This is a genomic window from Streptomyces sp. NPDC021093 (genome assembly GCF_044333135.1).
Classification (GTDB): Bacteria; Actinomycetota; Actinomycetes; order Streptomycetales; family Streptomycetaceae; genus Streptomyces.
This window is the reverse complement of record NZ_JBIRQJ010000003.1, coordinates 228,127-243,128: the sequence shown is the minus strand read 5'-3', so window position 1 is coordinate 243,128 and position 15,002 is coordinate 228,127. Positions and strand designations below refer to the sequence as shown.

General features: G+C 74.1%; 7 protein-coding genes. 6 read left to right on the top strand and 1 reads right to left on the bottom strand.

Features of this window, described 5'->3' with window-relative positions:
- Positions 1-109 precede the first annotated feature (109 nt).
- Positions 110-1,504, bottom strand: a complete 1,395-nt coding sequence (locus tag ACH4SP_RS10015) for an erythromycin esterase family protein (RefSeq protein WP_398412512.1) — start codon at positions 1,502-1,504, stop codon at positions 110-112.
- A gap of 421 nt (positions 1,505-1,925) precedes the next feature.
- On the opposite strand from ACH4SP_RS10015, the gene ACH4SP_RS10010 reads away from it, so the two are divergent.
- The 6 genes from ACH4SP_RS10010 (at position 1,926) to ACH4SP_RS09985 (ending at position 14,845) form a co-directional block, all read left to right on the top strand.
- Positions 1,926-3,275: an MFS transporter gene (locus ACH4SP_RS10010; RefSeq protein ID WP_398412510.1), complete on the top strand. Its 1,350-nt coding sequence runs from the start codon at positions 1,926-1,928 to the stop codon at positions 3,273-3,275.
- 47 nt (positions 3,276-3,322) lie between these two features.
- Positions 3,323-4,621, top strand: coding sequence for a non-ribosomal peptide synthetase (locus ACH4SP_RS10005; protein WP_398412508.1), 1,299 nt, complete (start codon positions 3,323-3,325; stop codon positions 4,619-4,621).
- A 179-nt stretch (positions 4,622-4,800) separates the two neighbouring features.
- Complete coding sequence (locus ACH4SP_RS10000; protein ID WP_398412506.1) at positions 4,801-8,022, top strand: amino acid adenylation domain-containing protein; 3,222 nt, start codon at positions 4,801-4,803, stop codon at positions 8,020-8,022.
- Positions 8,019-9,944 carry a non-ribosomal peptide synthetase gene (locus ACH4SP_RS09995; protein WP_398412503.1) on the top strand — a complete coding sequence of 642 codons (1,926 nt, stop codon included), beginning with the start codon at positions 8,019-8,021 and terminating at the stop codon, positions 9,942-9,944. Before ACH4SP_RS10000 ends, ACH4SP_RS09995 begins: the two co-directional genes overlap by 4 nt.
- Positions 9,945-10,005: 61 nt before the next feature.
- Positions 10,006-11,925: an amino acid adenylation domain-containing protein gene (locus ACH4SP_RS09990; RefSeq protein WP_398413512.1), complete on the top strand. Its 1,920-nt coding sequence runs from the start codon at positions 10,006-10,008 to the stop codon at positions 11,923-11,925.
- Entirely contained in the window at positions 11,915-14,845 is a 2,931-nt protein-coding gene (locus tag ACH4SP_RS09985; RefSeq protein WP_398412501.1) for a condensation domain-containing protein, read from the top strand. Before ACH4SP_RS09990 ends, ACH4SP_RS09985 begins: the two co-directional genes overlap by 11 nt.
- Positions 14,846-15,002 lie beyond the last annotated feature (157 nt).

Sequence of the window (15,002 nt, the reverse complement as noted above, 5' to 3'; positions counted from 1 at the left end):
GTGTCCCCTTCCCTCTCCACACTTCACACTCCACACGGACAGGAGTGACCACCGTGGACCAGCAGGGCGCCGGGGAACAGACACCTGGGTGACAAAGAGCGGCGGTGGGCTACTCCGTTCCTGCCCCTGCGGTGTCCAGCAGGCGTGCGGCCCCGACCCGGTGCAGGTGGACGAGGATGTCGTGCGAGCGGGAGAGCGCCACTTGGGACTCGTTGCCGGGGTGGGGGTGGTCGGTGCCGATGCTCCTGGTGGTGCGCGCGCGGTCCAGCCAGGCGCGGGCGGCGGGGCGGGTGGTGCGCAGGTCCAGGACGTAGTCGCGGTGGCGCACCCGGTCCAGGGTGTGTTCGTTGGTGCCGCGCTTCGCCGCCCCCAGCGTGGTGGTGTGCACCTTTCCGTCGGTTCCGGTGGCGTTGAAGGAGCCGCGGTCGAAGGTGGTGCCGATGCTCACGTACCTCTTCCCCAACTTGTCGCGCAGGAAGGACCCTTGGGACTTGGGGTACTGCTCGGGGTGGTACGTGGCGAGGGCGACGTGTCCGTTGTGGGCGGCCAGCAGCACCCTGTCGCCGGTGTGCCGCGTCCACCAGGCCACGTTCTCCGCCATGACGGCGTCCCGGTAGCGCATGGCCTTCCCCGTCTCCCCTGGGTCGGTGAAGTCGAAGGCGAAGCCCCGTGCGGTCTGGTCGACGGCGGTGGCGTGCTGGAGTGCCCAGGTGTACGCCCGGGACTCCGGCCGGCTCGCGTCCGGTGCGGGCTCGTGCTCCTTGAGCAGGGCGAGCGCCCGGCCCGTGCGGTCGGCGATCTCCCGGCGTTCGGCGAGCGGGCGTTCCAGGTACTGGGTCATGTGTGCGGCGACGCCGGTGGTGGGGCGCAGGCCGCGGTAGAGCTCGGTGAAGCGGGGCAGCAGCGCCGGGTGGGTTCCGGCGACGTAGCCGGTCACCAGGTCGTAGAGCTCCGGGCCCGCGTGGCCGAGGTCGTTGCCCATGAACTGCACCGGGTCGTAGGGGTGTTGGCGGTTGTAGTCGCGCATCCAGGTCAGCAGGTCGAAGTACTCCTCGTTGTTCCACCACGAGTAGCTGCCCTGGAGCTCGTCCCGCATGATCCGCCGGACGTCGCCCTTGCCGTGCAGGACGTAGTCGTTGAGCCGCAGCCCGGTGCTCCAGTTCCCCTCCAGGGCGAAGCCGCGGAAGCCCTTCTCCTCGACGAGGTAGCGGAAGACCCGGTGCTTCAGGCGGAAGAACTCGTGCGAGCTGTGGGTGGCCTCGCCGAGACCCACCACCCGGGCGTCGTTCACCATGCGGCCGAGCGGGCGCAGGTCGTCGAGGCCGCCCCGGGGGTCGGTGGTGCGCAGCGGCAGCGCGCTCCGCTCCAGGTCGGGCACCGGCGACCGCGCCAGGTGTACGGGGAGGGCCGGGGTGCCGCGCGGCTGTGCCTGGGCCGGGAGGGCGGCGGCCGCCGCGCCGAGGGAGAGGGCCAGTGCGAGGAAGGCGGAACCGTGTCGTCTCATGCCCTCAACCCTGGTGGAGCGGGTGGCGGACGACCATGCGGGAAGCACCCCGCCGTGGGGTGGGGCCAGGTCCACCGAGGGCCTTCCCGCAGGCAGGGGGCGTGTGCGGCTCGGTGCACCGCTCAACTCCCGACGTGGTTCGACGCGTTGAGGTTGCTCGGAACGTCCGTACTCGTCCCCGAGTGACTACTTTCGGACATACGTGCGCCAGGAGGCCCGGAACTCCTCGTCACGCACCGGGCACTCCGGCAGCCAGCGCCCCACGGCCTGTTCACACATAGCCGTTCATACGCGTAGTTCATCTGCAAGATGCCCGCATCTGCCAAAATATTTGCGTTAGTTGGGCTCTACCGCAGGAAAAACGACCGGAACTCTCCTGTTTGTTTTGACTCTAGATCTTCCCTTGGTGAAGGTCTCGTGCATGCCCACCTCGTCACCAGCCGCCCCCGGCGGCCTCTTCCGTCTGCGCGACTTCCGCCTGCTGCTCGCCGGAGCGGCGGCCAGCCAGGTCGGTGCCCAAGTCACCCTGGTCGCACTGCCGCTGGTGGCCGTACTCGAACTCCGGGCCCCCGCCTTCCAGGTGGGCCTGCTCACCGCGGCCGAGACCGCCGCGTTCCTGCTCATCGGGCTGCCCGCCGGAGCGTGGGTGGACCGGATGCGCAAGCGCACGCTGATGATCCGGGCCGACGTGGTGCGCGCCGTCGCGATGGCGAGCGTGCCGCTGGCGGCCGTCGGCGGGGTGCTCACGATGTGGCAGCTGTATCTGGTGGCCCTGGTCACCGGGGTGGCCACGGTCTTCTTCGACGTGGCGCACCAGAGCTATCTGCCCCAACTGCTGCCCAGGGAACAGCTGGTGGCGGGCAACGGCGCCCTGGAGACGGTACGGTCGTCCGCCCAGGTGGCGGGGCCCGGACTCGGCGGCGGGCTGGTCCAGCTCGTCGGGGCGCATCTCGCGATCGTGGCCGACGCGATCGGCTACGCCGTATCGGCACTGTTCCTGATGGCGATACGGCAGCCGGAGAGCAAACCCGAACCGGTGCCCGGCGCTTCGCTGCGCAAGGACGTCGGCGAGGGGCTGCGCTTCGTGCTCGGCCATCCGCTGCTGCGGGTCATCGCCGCCGCGACCGGCCTGGGGAACTTCTTCGCCGCGGTGCTGATGGCCACGCAGACGGTCTATCTGGTGCGGGTGCTCGGCCTGCAGCCCGGCGTCCTGGGGCTGATGCTGTCGGCGTCGGCCGTGGGTGGGCTCGCCGGTGCGCTCTGCGCGGGCCGGATCGCCCGGCGGTTCGGCCAGGCGCGGATCATCTGGCTGGCCTCGCTGGCCACCGGGCCCTTCGCCCTGCTGTGGCCGCTGTCGGGCAAGGGGGCAGCGGCGGCACTGTTCGCGGTCGCCTCCGGCGTGGTCTTCTTCGGCGCGGTCGTCTACAACGTCGCCCAGGTGAGTTTCCGGCAGATGTTGTGCCCCCCGAGGCTTCTGGGCCGGATGAACGCCACCCTCCGGTTCATGATGTGGGGCACTCTGCCGCTGGGCGCCCTCGTCGGCGGAACGATCGCGGACGGCCTCGGCGCACGCGCCGCCCTGTGGGTGTGCGCGGTGGGCTTCCTCGTCGTACCGCTGCCCCTGCTGCTCTCACCGCTGCGCACGATGCGCGACCTCCCGGCCGCCGAGCTCCAAGAGGCAAAGGACGCGGAGGAGCACGGCCCTTCCGGCACGGACGGGCACGGCCCTTCCGGCACGGACGACCGGCCGGTGAAGGCCGCCACCGACTGACGGCATCCCCGTCACCCCTTTTACGAGGCTTTCCGAGAGAGGATCACGTGCACACCAGCATCACGGGCCGACGTCCCAGCATCACCGGCCAGTACCTGAACCGCTACCAGCGTCTCGCCGCGAGCGACGAGGGGACGGGCCTGCTGCCCGTCACCGGCGCCCAGCGCCGCTTCGTCCTGGTACGCGCCATGGACCCGGCCGGCCGCCCGGACACCGTCCCGATGTTCTTCGCGTTCCCGCGCGGCACCGTGGACACCGCGCGGCTGCGCGCCGCCGCGGAGTGTCTCGCCGCCCGCCACCCCGCGCTGCGTTCCCGGACGTACGTCTTCAGGGGCACCCCGGTGCTCCGCCCCGCGGAGCCCGACGTACCGCTGGAACAGGTGAGTTGTGCTCCCGGCGAGGACGTCCACGACGCGCTGCGCCGAGCCGTGGGCGCGTGGACCCACGACGGGCCGCCGCTGCGCCTCTTCCTCGCGCAGGGCACTGCGGAGGAGGTGCTCGCGGTCGTGCTCGACCACGCCGCCTGCGACGGACAGTCGCTCGCCCGCATCGTCGAGGAACTGGGCGACGCCTACCGGGACCGGCTCGGGCCCGAGGACCCGTCGGCCGCCGACGTCGCCGCGGGGCTCGCCGACTACCGGGAGGCGGTGCTGCTCCAGCTGGAGGCCGAGCACAGGGCCGGATCCCCCGACGCGTTCGCGTACTGGGGCGAGCGGCTGCGTACGGTGCGGGAGCTCGCCCCCAAGCCCGACACCTCCGTCCACACACCGACCGGTGCCGCCGAACTCCGCATACCCGCCGACCAGTCGGGGGTGCCGTTCGCCTCGCTGCTCGACGCCTGCCGGGCCGCCGCCGAGGTGCTGTACGGGGCCGGGCAGGTGCCGCCGATCGGCTATCCGTGGGGCGGGCGTCCGGCCGCGGCGCCGCCGGTGCTCGGCTGCTTCCTCAACACGGTGGTCTTCCCCGCGGCCACCGACACCGTGCGCCCCGCGCCTGAGCTGACCGCGACCCAGTGGTGGGACGACCTGGACCGGGCCGACACGCCCTTCGACGAGGTCGTGCACGCCGCACGCGCGGCGGGCTCGCAGTGGTCGGGGGCGCTGGACGGCCTGCTGACCGTGGACGACGCCCGGCGCCGCCCGGCGCTGCGGCTGGACGGGGTGACCGGCCGGGAGACGCACGTCGACGGCCGGCAGATCCGGGCGCCCTTCGCCGTCTCGGTCGTCCAGGGCCCCGAGCTGCAGCTGCGGATGGTGTGGGACCGCACCGTCCTCGACGACGACCGCGCACAGGACGCCTTCGCCGCGCTGGGCGGGGCACTGCGGGCCGGCCTGCCCGTCGGCTGAGCCCTGCCCCGGAGCGCCCCCGCTTCCCACCACGCCCCACTGTCTCCGCCCCGTACGCCCCTTACCACCTCCGGTGCGGCCCGCGCGATCCGCGGACCGGCCGGGGCACCGCCCGGCGGCGGGCACGACCGTACCCCCGCCTCTTCTCGACATCCGACCCGACAACCCAAGGGATCGCCATGCTCCCCCTCTCCTCCTCGCAGGAGATCGTCTGGCTGCACGAACAAGTGCAGCCGGGCAGCCGCGCCTACAACTTCACCGCCTCGCTCGACCTGTGGGGCACCCTCGACACCGACGCCCTGCGGCGCGGTCTCACCGCCGCACTGGAGCGCCACCCGGGCCTGCGCCTCGAACTCGTCGACGTGCCCGGCGCGATGCCGGGGCAGCGGGTCGCCGACGACTGCCCGCTCCGGCTGCACACCGCGGACCTGAGCGCGGAGGCCGATCCCGAGGCCGCGTTCCAGACGCTGCTGCGGTCCGAGGCCGAGAGCCCGCTCGACACCTTCGAGGCTCCGCTGCTGCGCTGGACGCTGGTCAGGATGGGCGACGACCGGCACCGGCTGATCCACGTCGAGCACCACCTGATCCACGACGGGCACTCGTTCGCGATCCTGTTGGCCGACGTCTTCGGCGTCTACCGCGCCGAGGTGCTCGGCGAGAGCGTCGCGCTGCCGGCCCCCTCCTCCTACGCCGACCACATCCGCGCCCAGGCAGGACCCGCGCGGGCCGACGAGGTGCGCGCCGGTCTGGAGTACTGGAGCCGCGAGCTGGACGGCGCTTCGTACGACATGCCGCTGCCTGGGCTGACCCGGCCGGGCGCCCAACGCCGCCACCACGGCGGGCAGTTGCGCCAGTCGATCGGCGCGGACCTGGCGGAGCGGCTGCGGGCGCACGCCAAGGAGCGCGGGCTGACCCCGTTCGCCACGCTGCTCGGGCTGTTCGCCGAGCTGCTGCGGCGGCACAGCGGGCGCTCCGAGATGGTCGTCGGCACCGCCGTCGGCAACCGTCCGCTGGGCTTCGAGGACGCGGTGGGGATGTTCGTCAACACCATCCCGCTGCGGCTGCGCCTCGATGCGGACGCCCCCGCCGAGGACACCATGGACGAGGTGACGGACACCCTCGTACGGGCCCTGCCGTACCAGGAGGTGCCGGTCCAGGAGCTGACCCGGGCGCTCGGTCTGCACACGTCGGGCGCGGACAACCCGCTGTTCAGCGTGATGTTCAGCGCGCACGACGCGGTACTGCCCGACCTGGAGGTGCCGGGCCTGGACATCTCCCTGTTCGAGGGGTTCAACACCGGGACCACCCGCTTCGACCTCGACGTGGTGCTGCTGCCCGACGACCGGCGCGGGGTGGGCCCCCGGCACGGCGTGGCGGGCATGACGATGGTGTGGGACTACGACGCCGACCTGTTCGGCGAGGACGTGGCGCGGCTGCTCGCCGGGCGCTTCCTCGACCTGCTGCGGGCCTATCTGGACGCACCCGGGACGGCGCTCGCCGCCCTCGCGCCCCCGGCCGCGCCGCCCGCTCCCGAACCGGAGCTGCCGGTGGCCGCGGACCGCGACCCGCTCGACCCGGTCACCGCCCACGACCCGGCGCTGCCCGCCGTCCTGGTCGGCGCGCGGCGGATCACGTACGGCGAGCTGGACGAGCGGGTCGAATCCCTCGTACGGCGGCTGCGCGAAGCCGGTGTCACGGCGGGTCAGCCGGTCGCCGCGGTGCTGCCGCGCGGGGTGGACTCGGTGGTGACGCTGCTGGCCTGTCTGCGCAGCGGCGCCGTCTACTGTCCGCTGTCGCCGTCCGACCCGGCCGCCCGTCTGGAGCTGCTGCTGAACCGGCTGGGTCCGGCCATGGTGCTCACCTCGGCCAAGAGCGGCGTGAGCGTGCCGGCCGGGCTGCCTTCGGCCGGGGTCGAGGACGCCGTGCTGCCGCCCGCCGCACCGGCCGACACCGTGCCCGGTGCCGCGTACGTCATCCACACGTCGGGCTCGACCGGGACGCCCAAGCCGGTCGCGGTCGGGCGGGACGCGCTGCGCAACCATCTGACCGGCGTCGCCGACCGGTTCGACCTCGCCGCCGGGGACCGGGTGCTGCTGTTCGCGCAGCCGTCCTTCGACGTGGCGCTCGAAGAGATGCTGCCTTCGCTGTACGCGGGTGCCTGTCTGGTGGCGCCCGAGTTCGAGGTGCCCACCGGGTCCGAGCTGACCGAGCTCCTGACCAGCGCCCGGGTGTCCGTGGCCAACCTGCCCACCAGCTACTTCCTCGCCACCCGCGAGGAGCTCACGCCCGCGCTGCGGGACGGCCGCTGGGCGCCGAGGCTGCTCGTGCTGGGCGGCGAACGCCTCCCGGCGGACGTGCTGCGGGCCTTCCTGCGGGACACCGGATCGGGCAGCGGCACCGACGTGCGGGTGCTGAACGCGTACGGCGTGACGGAGGCGTCGGTCAGTTCCACCGTGTACGAGATCGACCCGGACGCCCTGCACGACGGGGCCGAGATTCCGCTCGGCACCGAGCTGCCGGGCGAGCGGATCCACGTACTGGACGCGGGTCTGCGCCCGCTGCCGGACGGCGCGATCGGTGAACTGGCCGTCGCGGGGGCCGGGTTGGCCGAGGGGTACGTCGGCAACCCGGAGACCACCGCCGCCCGCTTCGTGCCCGTACCCGCACTCGGCGGCGAGCGGGTCTACCTCACGGGCGACCTCGGTTTCCGCGGTCCCGACGGGCTGCTGCGGTTCCTGGGGAGGCGCGACAACCAGATCAAACTCCGCGGATTCCGGATCGAGTTGGAAGAGGTGGAGGCCGCGGCGTCCGCGGTGCTCGGCGGCCGTTCCTGTGCCGTCGTGCTCGACCGGGAGTCCGCCGGGGGCCCGCGTCTCGTCGGCTTCCTGGAGCGCTCCGAATCCGGGTCCGACGGCGAAGCGGCTTGGGACGAGCAGGAGTTGCACACCGCGCTGAGCGGCAGGCTGCCCGGGGCGCTGGTGCCCGGCAACTGGGTGCGGCTCGACACCATGCCGACGCTGCCCGGCGGCAAGCCGAACCGGGCGGCGCTGACGAAGCTCGCCGCGGAGCTGGAGCCGGTGGCGACCGCCGCCGAGCAGGAAGCCGAGCAGGACGCGCTGCCCGATCTGTGCCGGTCCGACGACCCCGCGCTGGCGCTGCTCGCCGAGGGGTGGCGGGAGGTGCTCGGGCACGGGCGCTTCGAGGAGGGTTCGCACTTCTTCCGCGTCGGCGGGCACTCACTGCTCGCCGCGCAGCTCGCGGCCTGGCTGGAGCCGCACCTGGGTGACCGGCCGCCGCTGCGCGTGCTGTTCACGAACCCGGTCTTCACCGACCAGGCCCGCGCGCTCGCCGCCACGGCCGCCTCGCTCACCGCCACGACCGCTTCGAAGGATGCACGATGAACGACAAGTTGACCGAGCGTCAGGACGTCGCACCAAGTGTGGTGCACGGCAAGGCCGTTGAGGCGGATGCGGCGGGATCTCCCGCGACGGGCGTTCTCGCCCGGTTCGAGGAGTGGGTGCGCCGTGCGCCCGAATCTCCCGCGGTGATCGACGGGGCGCACTCCTGGACGTACCGGCAGATCGACGAGGCGGCCGACGCCGTCGTAGCGGCCTGGAACGGGCGGGTGCGCCCCGGCGATCTGGTCGGGGTCTGCCTGGACAGGTCCGCCGCGCTGGTGGTGACCGCGGTGGCGCTGGCCCGGGTCGGCGCCGTCTACCTGCCGCTGGGGCCGCGCCCCGGCGAGCGCCGTCTCGCCGCGGTCGGCGAGGACGTCGGCGTCGCCTGTCTGATCGGCACGCCCGAGGTGCTGCCGCAGCGCCACCGCGAGGAGGCGGAGCACCTCGTGCTGCCGCTGCCCGGTGAGGGTGCCAACGCGGTGGCCGGGGCGGTCGCCGCCTTCCTGCCGCCCGCGCCCGGCGCCCTGCCCGCCCCCTCGGGCGCGCTGTACGCCGTGCTGACCTCGGGCTCCACCGGCCGCCCCAAGGCGGTCGCCGTGGCCGAGCCCGCACTCGCCGCGCTCCTCGCCTGGTTCCGGGCGGAGACCGGACTCGGCCCCGGCGACCGGCAGTCCCTCCTCATCGGCGTCGCCTTCGACCCGCACGTCATGGAGGTGTGGGCCGGTCTGACCTCGGGCGCGGCCCTGATACCCGCACCCGACGCGGTCCGCTGGGACCCGAGCGCGCTCACCGACTGGTGGCGCGAGGCCGCCGTGACGGTCGCCGTCACGGCCACCCCGATGATCGAACCGCTCCTGGACCGCCCCTGGCCGCAGGACCTGGTGCTGCGGCACCTCTTCGTCGGTGGCGACCGGATGCGCCGCCGTCCTGGCGCCGACGTGACCGCCACGGTGCACAACGCGTACGGGCCCGCCGAGGCCACCGTCGTCACCACCACGCACGCCATGCGGGCCACCGACGACGACGTGCGCGAGGAGGCGGCGCCGCCGATCGGGCTGCCCCTGCCCGGGGTGTGCGTCCTGGTGGCCGACCCGGCCGGCCGGGTCGTACCGCGCGGCGAGGACGGTGAACTGCTCATCGGTGGCGCCCAGTTGGCGCTCGGCTATCTCGATCCCGAGCTCACGGCGAGCCGCTTCACCGGCCCGCCGCCCGCGGGCGTGCCCGCGGAGGTGACGCGCGTCTATCGCACCGGCGACCGGGTGCGGATGCGCGCCGACGGGATCGTCGAATTCCTCGGCCGTCTCGACGACCAGGTGAAGATCAGCGGCGTGCGCATCGAACCGGCCGAGGTCGAGACCGCGCTGGAGCAGGACCCGGCGGTCCGCAGCGCGGTGGTCGTCGCACCCCGTGACGCCGACGGCCGTGCCCGCCTCGTCGCGTACGTACTGCCCGCCGCCGACTCCCGGCTCGCGCCGCCGGAGCCGGACGCCCTGATCGCCTCGGTGCGCGCCTGGCTGCCCGAGCAGGCGGTGCCCTCGGCGGTGCGGCTGGTGGACGCCTTCGTGCTGGACGCCAACGGCAAGGTCGACAGGGCCGCGCTGCTGAAGCAGGAGGCGGTACGGGAGCAGCCGGAGGCCTCCGGAACCGGCGGAGCCGCCGGGTTCGCCGAGGGGGCGACCGCGACCGAGCGGCTCGTGCTGGGGACCGTACGGGAACTCCTCGGCCGCCCCGGCACCGTGCTGGAGGACAACTTCACCGACATCGGTGGCACTTCGCTGGTCGCGGCCCGGCTGCTGGCCGCCGTCGAGCAGGAGACCGGGGTGCGGCTGCGCGCGCCGGAGCTGCTGCGCCAGAGCGACCTGCGGGCGGTCGTCGCCGTGCTCGACAAGCGGTGTGCCGCGGCGGCGCAGAAGGCGGGTGTCTGAGATGCAGGTGTCCGAGATGCAGACGTCTGAAATGCAGGAGTCCGGGATGCAGGAATCCGGCATGTGGGTGTCCGAGATGCAGGTGTCCGCGATGCAGGAGCAGCACCCCGATCTGACCGCCCTCCTCGCCCACCGTGCCGAGCTGACCCCCGACGCCCTGGCGCTGGTGGACGGCGAGGCCACGTGGACGTACCGACAGCTGGTGTCGGCCGCCCGCGGGCTGGCCGTGCACCTTCAGAAGGGCGGCGTGGGTCCCGGTGACCCCGTGGCGCTGCTGATGCGGCGCTCGGCCCGTGCCGTCGTCGCCCAGCTCGCCCTGTGGTGGGCGGGCGCGGTGTGCGTGCCGCTCGATCCGGCGCACCCCCGCGCACGTACCGAGGCGATGATCGCCGACTCCGGGGCCGTGCTGACGGTCGGCGACGGCGAGCTGCTGGAGTCGGCCGAGGTGGCAGGACCCCGCCTGGTGGTCGGCTCCGACCTGCCGTCGTACGACGGGTCGACGCCGCTCGCGGGGGTGGCAGGGGACGCCGCCGCGTTCCTCATGTTCACCTCGGGGTCCACCGGCCGGCCCAAGGGCGTGGCCGTCCGGCACCGGGCCGTCGCCGAGCTGGTGACGGACCCGGCGTACGTCACGGTGACGGCCCGCGACCGGGTGCTGCTGCACTCCCCCGCGACGTTCGACGCCTCGACGTTCGAGGTGTGGGTCGCCCTGGCGAACGGTGCGGCCGTCGTGGTCTGCCCCGCCGACCGGCCGTCCTTCGAGGACCTGGTCCGGGAGGTGGAGCGGCACGGCGTCACCGTCGCCTTCTTCACCACGGCGCTCTTCCACCAGCTCGCCGCCCGCCGCTCCCGCGTCTTCGCCCTGCTGCGTTCCGTGGTGGTGGGCGGCGAGACGCTGTCCGCGCTGCACGCGCGGTCGGTGCTGCGGGAGTTCCCCTGGCTGGAACTGGTCAACGGATACGGGCCGACCGAGACGACGACCTTCGCCACCGCCCACCGGGTCACCGCGGCGGACGGCGAGGGGCCGATGCCCGTCGGCCGTCCGATCGCCGGGGCCACCGCCCACGTGCTCGACGAGGACGGCCGTACGGTCGCGACCGGCGAGCGGGGCGAGCTGTGGATCGGCGGCACCCGGCTGGCCCGGGGGTACGTCGGACAGCCGGAGCTGACCGCGGAACGCTTCGTCGCCCACGCCGACCTGGGCACCCTCTACCGCACCGGCGACCTCGCCTCGGTCCGTCCCGACGGGGTCCTGGACTTCCACGGCCGCACCGACGACCAGGTGAAGGTGCGCGGCCACCGGATCGAACCGGGCGAGATCGAGCACGTACTGCGCTCCCTTCCCGAGGTGGACGACGCGGCCGTGACGGTGCGCCGTCCCGCTCCGGACGACGCGCGGCTGGCCGCCTTCGTGGTGGCGGAGGCGGGAGCGGCACCGGACCAGGAGTCGCTGCGGTCCGCGCTCGCCGGGCTGCTGCCCGCCCATCTGGTGCCGGACGAGCTGACCGTGGTGGAGCGGCTGCCGCTCACCACGACGGGCAAGGTGGACAGGCGGGCGCTCGCGGCGCTCGACCCGGCCGCCGAGTCCCAGGCCGGGACGGCTCGGAGCGCACCGCCGCTGACCCCGCTCCAGGAGGCCGTCGCCGAGGTGTGGGCGCGCTCGCTCGGATGTGAAGTGACCTCCCCCGAGGACGACTTCCTCGCCCTCGGCGGTCACTCGCTGCTCGCCCTCGTCGTCACCGACGACCTCCGCGAGGACCTCGGCGTCGAACTGTCGCTCGCCGACTTCTTCGCCTCGCCCACGGTGGCCGGACACGCGGCCCTCGTCGAGCGGGCGCTGCTTGCGGCCCACACCGATCTGCACCCCCTGCCGCAGGCCTCTGTCCCGCCGCAGGCCTCTGCCCTGCCGCAGGCCTCACCGCCCGCCCAGCCCTCTTCCCTTTCGCACCCCGACGCGCCGGAGCACCCCGATGTCCCTTGACACCCCCGCCTCCCTCCAGGAGGAACTGCTGCGCCGGGCCCGCTCCCGTGCCGCGTCCCGGCCCTCCGCGCCGGCCCCTGCCACGGTCACGGGTCCGGATTCCGGGCCCGCGCCGCTCTCGCACGCCCAGCGGCGCATGTGGCTGATGGACCGGCTCGGTCACCGCGACGGCGTCTACAGCGTGCCCTTCGCGACACGGCTGACCGGTCCCCTGGACCTGGACGCGCTCGGCGAGGCGCTCACCGCGCTGGTCGACCGGCACACGATCCTGCGCACCCGGTACGGACAGCTCGACGACGTGCCGTACCAGGAGGCGCTGCCCGCCCCGGACTCGGTGCCCGTGCGCGTGGTCGACACCGCGGGCGGTCCCGACGACGAGGACCTGGCCCCGCTGCTGACCGCCGAGGCCCGTCTCCCGTTCGACCTCGCGGCGGGCGCGCTGCCGCGCGCGCTGGTGCTGCGGCACGGGCCCGAGGACCACACCGTTCTCCTGACGTTCCATCACATAGCGGTGGACGGCCACTCGTTGGAGACCGTCGCCGACGAACTCGCCCGGCTGTACGCACGCGCCGCCGGAGCCGGCGCGACTGTGCCGCCGCTGTCCGTGGCGCCGCCGCAGTACGCGGACTTCGCCCGGCGCGAGCAGACGGCGGCCGACCGGCTCGGCCGCGGCCTCGACCACTGGGCCCGCAAGCTGGCCGGAGCAGTGCCGCCCGTGCTGTCCCGGGCCGCGACGCCGCCCGCCGACCTGGCTGACCGGCCCGCGGCCACCCGTGTCGAACCCCTGGGCGCGGAGGTGCCGGACGCCCTGCGCGAGGTGGGCAGGCAGCGCCGGGCCACGCTGTTCACGGTGCAGCTCGCCGCAGCCTTCGCCGCGCTGCACCGCCTGACCGGCGAGGACGACCTGGTGATCGGCTGTGCGGCCGGGCACCGCGAGGGCCGGGACATGGACGGTCTGGTGGGGCTGTGCGTCAACACCCTGCCGGTACGGGTGGACCTGGCCGACGACCCCGAGTTCGGGGTGCTGGTGGAGCGGGTGCGTGACGCGCTGCTGGAGGCCCAGCAGCACCGCCAGGTGCCGTACGACCTCATCATGGAGCGGCTCGGCGCCGCGGCGCGCGGCGCCGACGGCACGGCGCTGGTCCGCGTGACGTCCGACGTGCTGGGCGAGCCGACGGCGCTTCGGCTGCCGGGGCTGCGGGCGGAGCCGGTCGAAGTCACCGTCGCGGAGGCCAAGTTCGACCTGACCTTCGGGCTGGTGCTCGCGGGCGGTCCCGCGAGCCTGGTGCAGTACGGGCGGGCCGCGCTCGACGACGCGACGGGGGCGGCGCTGGGCCGCTCCTTCGCGGCGCTGCTGACCGCCGTCGCCGCCGATCCGTCCTGCCGGGTCTCCGGGCTGCCCGGCCCGGTGCAGGCGGGACCGGCCGGCGCAGGTACGGAATCCGTACCTGCTGCGGGCGCCGCCCCGCATCCGGCCGAGGCCGTGCTCCGCGCCCACCCCCGGGTCGCCGACGCCGCGGTCCTCGCCCCGCCGGGCGGCCCCCTCCTCGCGTACGCCGTGCTGCGGGAGTGGAGCGGGCCCTCGCCCGTCCAGCTGCGCGCCGCCGTGCGGGACGCGCTGGACCCGGACCTGGTGCCGGTCACGGTCATGCTCCTCGACACGCTGCCGCGCACGGCGGACGGTACGCCGGACGCGAACCGGCTGCCCGGTGCGCCGGCGCCCGGCGCGCTGCACGGGCCGCGCGCCGAGGCCGTGACGGACGCGTTCGCCCACACGCTCGGACGTCGTCCGGCGCCGGACGGCGACTTCTTCGCGCTCGGCGGCCACTCGCTGACCGCCGTACAGCTGGCCGAGCGGCTGCGCACCGGGCTCGGACTGCCCCTGACAGGGCTGGACATCATGGAGGCGCGCACCCCGCGCGCCCTGCTGGCGCTCCTCGACGCCCGCGCGGCGGTACGGGACGCGGCAGCGACGGCGTCGCCCGCCGTACGGTCCGTGAAGCGCCGCGCCACCAAGCCGGGGACGGTCCTGGTGACCGGCGGAACGGGCGGTGTCGGCGCCTTCGTCCTGCGCGAACTGGCCGCCATCGGCAGGCCGGTCCTCGCGCTCGCCCGCCCCGAGTCGGCGCACCTGGTGGCCGGGGACAACGTCGAGGTGGTGGCGGGCGACCTGGGCGACCTCGACGGTCTGCGTGCCGCGGTCGCCGGTGCGGACGCGGTGATCCACGCGGCCTGCACCTTCACCAGGCCCGAGGTCGACGTGGCCGCGATGCGGGCGATGGTCGAGGCGTGGAACAGCGGCCCGTTCGTCTTCGTCAGCAGCGTCGACGCGTACGGGCACCCGGCGGACGCCCGGGTGGCGGAGGAGGCCCCGTCCCGGCAGCCGCTGAGCCCGTACGGCCAGGCCAAGGTCGACTGCGAGCGCATCCTGTTGCAGGCCGCGGGCACCGGCGGGCGCGGCGGCGCGAGCGCCGTCCGCTCCCCCCTCGTGTGGGGCCCGCACGACCGGCTGCGCGACCAACTGCGGTGGGGCGCCACCGGGTTGCTGTACCAGGCCGCCCGCAACAACACCCCGGTCACCCTGCCGTCGCCCGGTGCGGGCGGCCACGAGTGGTACGGCACCGCGTGGGTGCACGCGGCGGCGCTGGCCCGCGCGGTGACCTCGTGCCTCGACACCCCGGTGCACGGCGTGGCCAACGCCGTGAGCGGCCATGTCGGCTGGCCGGAGCTCACGGACGAGTTGAGCGGCCTGCTGGGCAGCGACAGCCCCGTACTGTCCGGCACTGAGGTGCACCCGGATCTCGACCACCACTGGCACTACCGGGCGGAGCGGCTGGCCTGCGCGCTGCGCCCGAGGCCGGGCGAGGGCGAGGACTTCCGTACGGTGCTGGCGGAGATGGTCACACCTGCCACACCCTGACCGAAGTCAGGCACTTATTGACAGAATCCGACATGCTGATCAATCATCCGGTGCAAGGCCGGACCGGTCGACGGTGCGGCTCTTGCTTCTCGTTCGTACGGCCCGGCAGCTCCCCCAGAGTGGAAGAGTTGGCCTTGACTGCGAACCAGAATTCCCG

Excerpts from the sequence above, each read along its gene's own strand:
- ACH4SP_RS09990 (WP_398413512.1), top strand. The coding sequence starts at position 10,006 with ATGTGGGTGTCCGAGATGCAGGTGTCCGCGATGCAGGAGCAGCACCCC.
- ACH4SP_RS10010 (WP_398412510.1), top strand. The coding sequence starts at position 1,926 with ATGCCCACCTCGTCACCAGCCGCCCCCGGCGGCCTCTTCCGTCTGCGC.
- ACH4SP_RS09995 (WP_398412503.1), top strand. The coding sequence starts at position 8,019 with ATGAACGACAAGTTGACCGAGCGTCAGGACGTCGCACCAAGTGTGGTG.
- ACH4SP_RS09985 (WP_398412501.1), top strand. The coding sequence starts at position 11,915 with ATGTCCCTTGACACCCCCGCCTCCCTCCAGGAGGAACTGCTGCGCCGG.
- ACH4SP_RS10015 (WP_398412512.1), bottom strand. The coding sequence starts at position 1,504 with ATGAGACGACACGGTTCCGCCTTCCTCGCACTGGCCCTCTCCCTCGGC.
- ACH4SP_RS10000 (WP_398412506.1), top strand. The coding sequence starts at position 4,801 with ATGCTCCCCCTCTCCTCCTCGCAGGAGATCGTCTGGCTGCACGAACAA.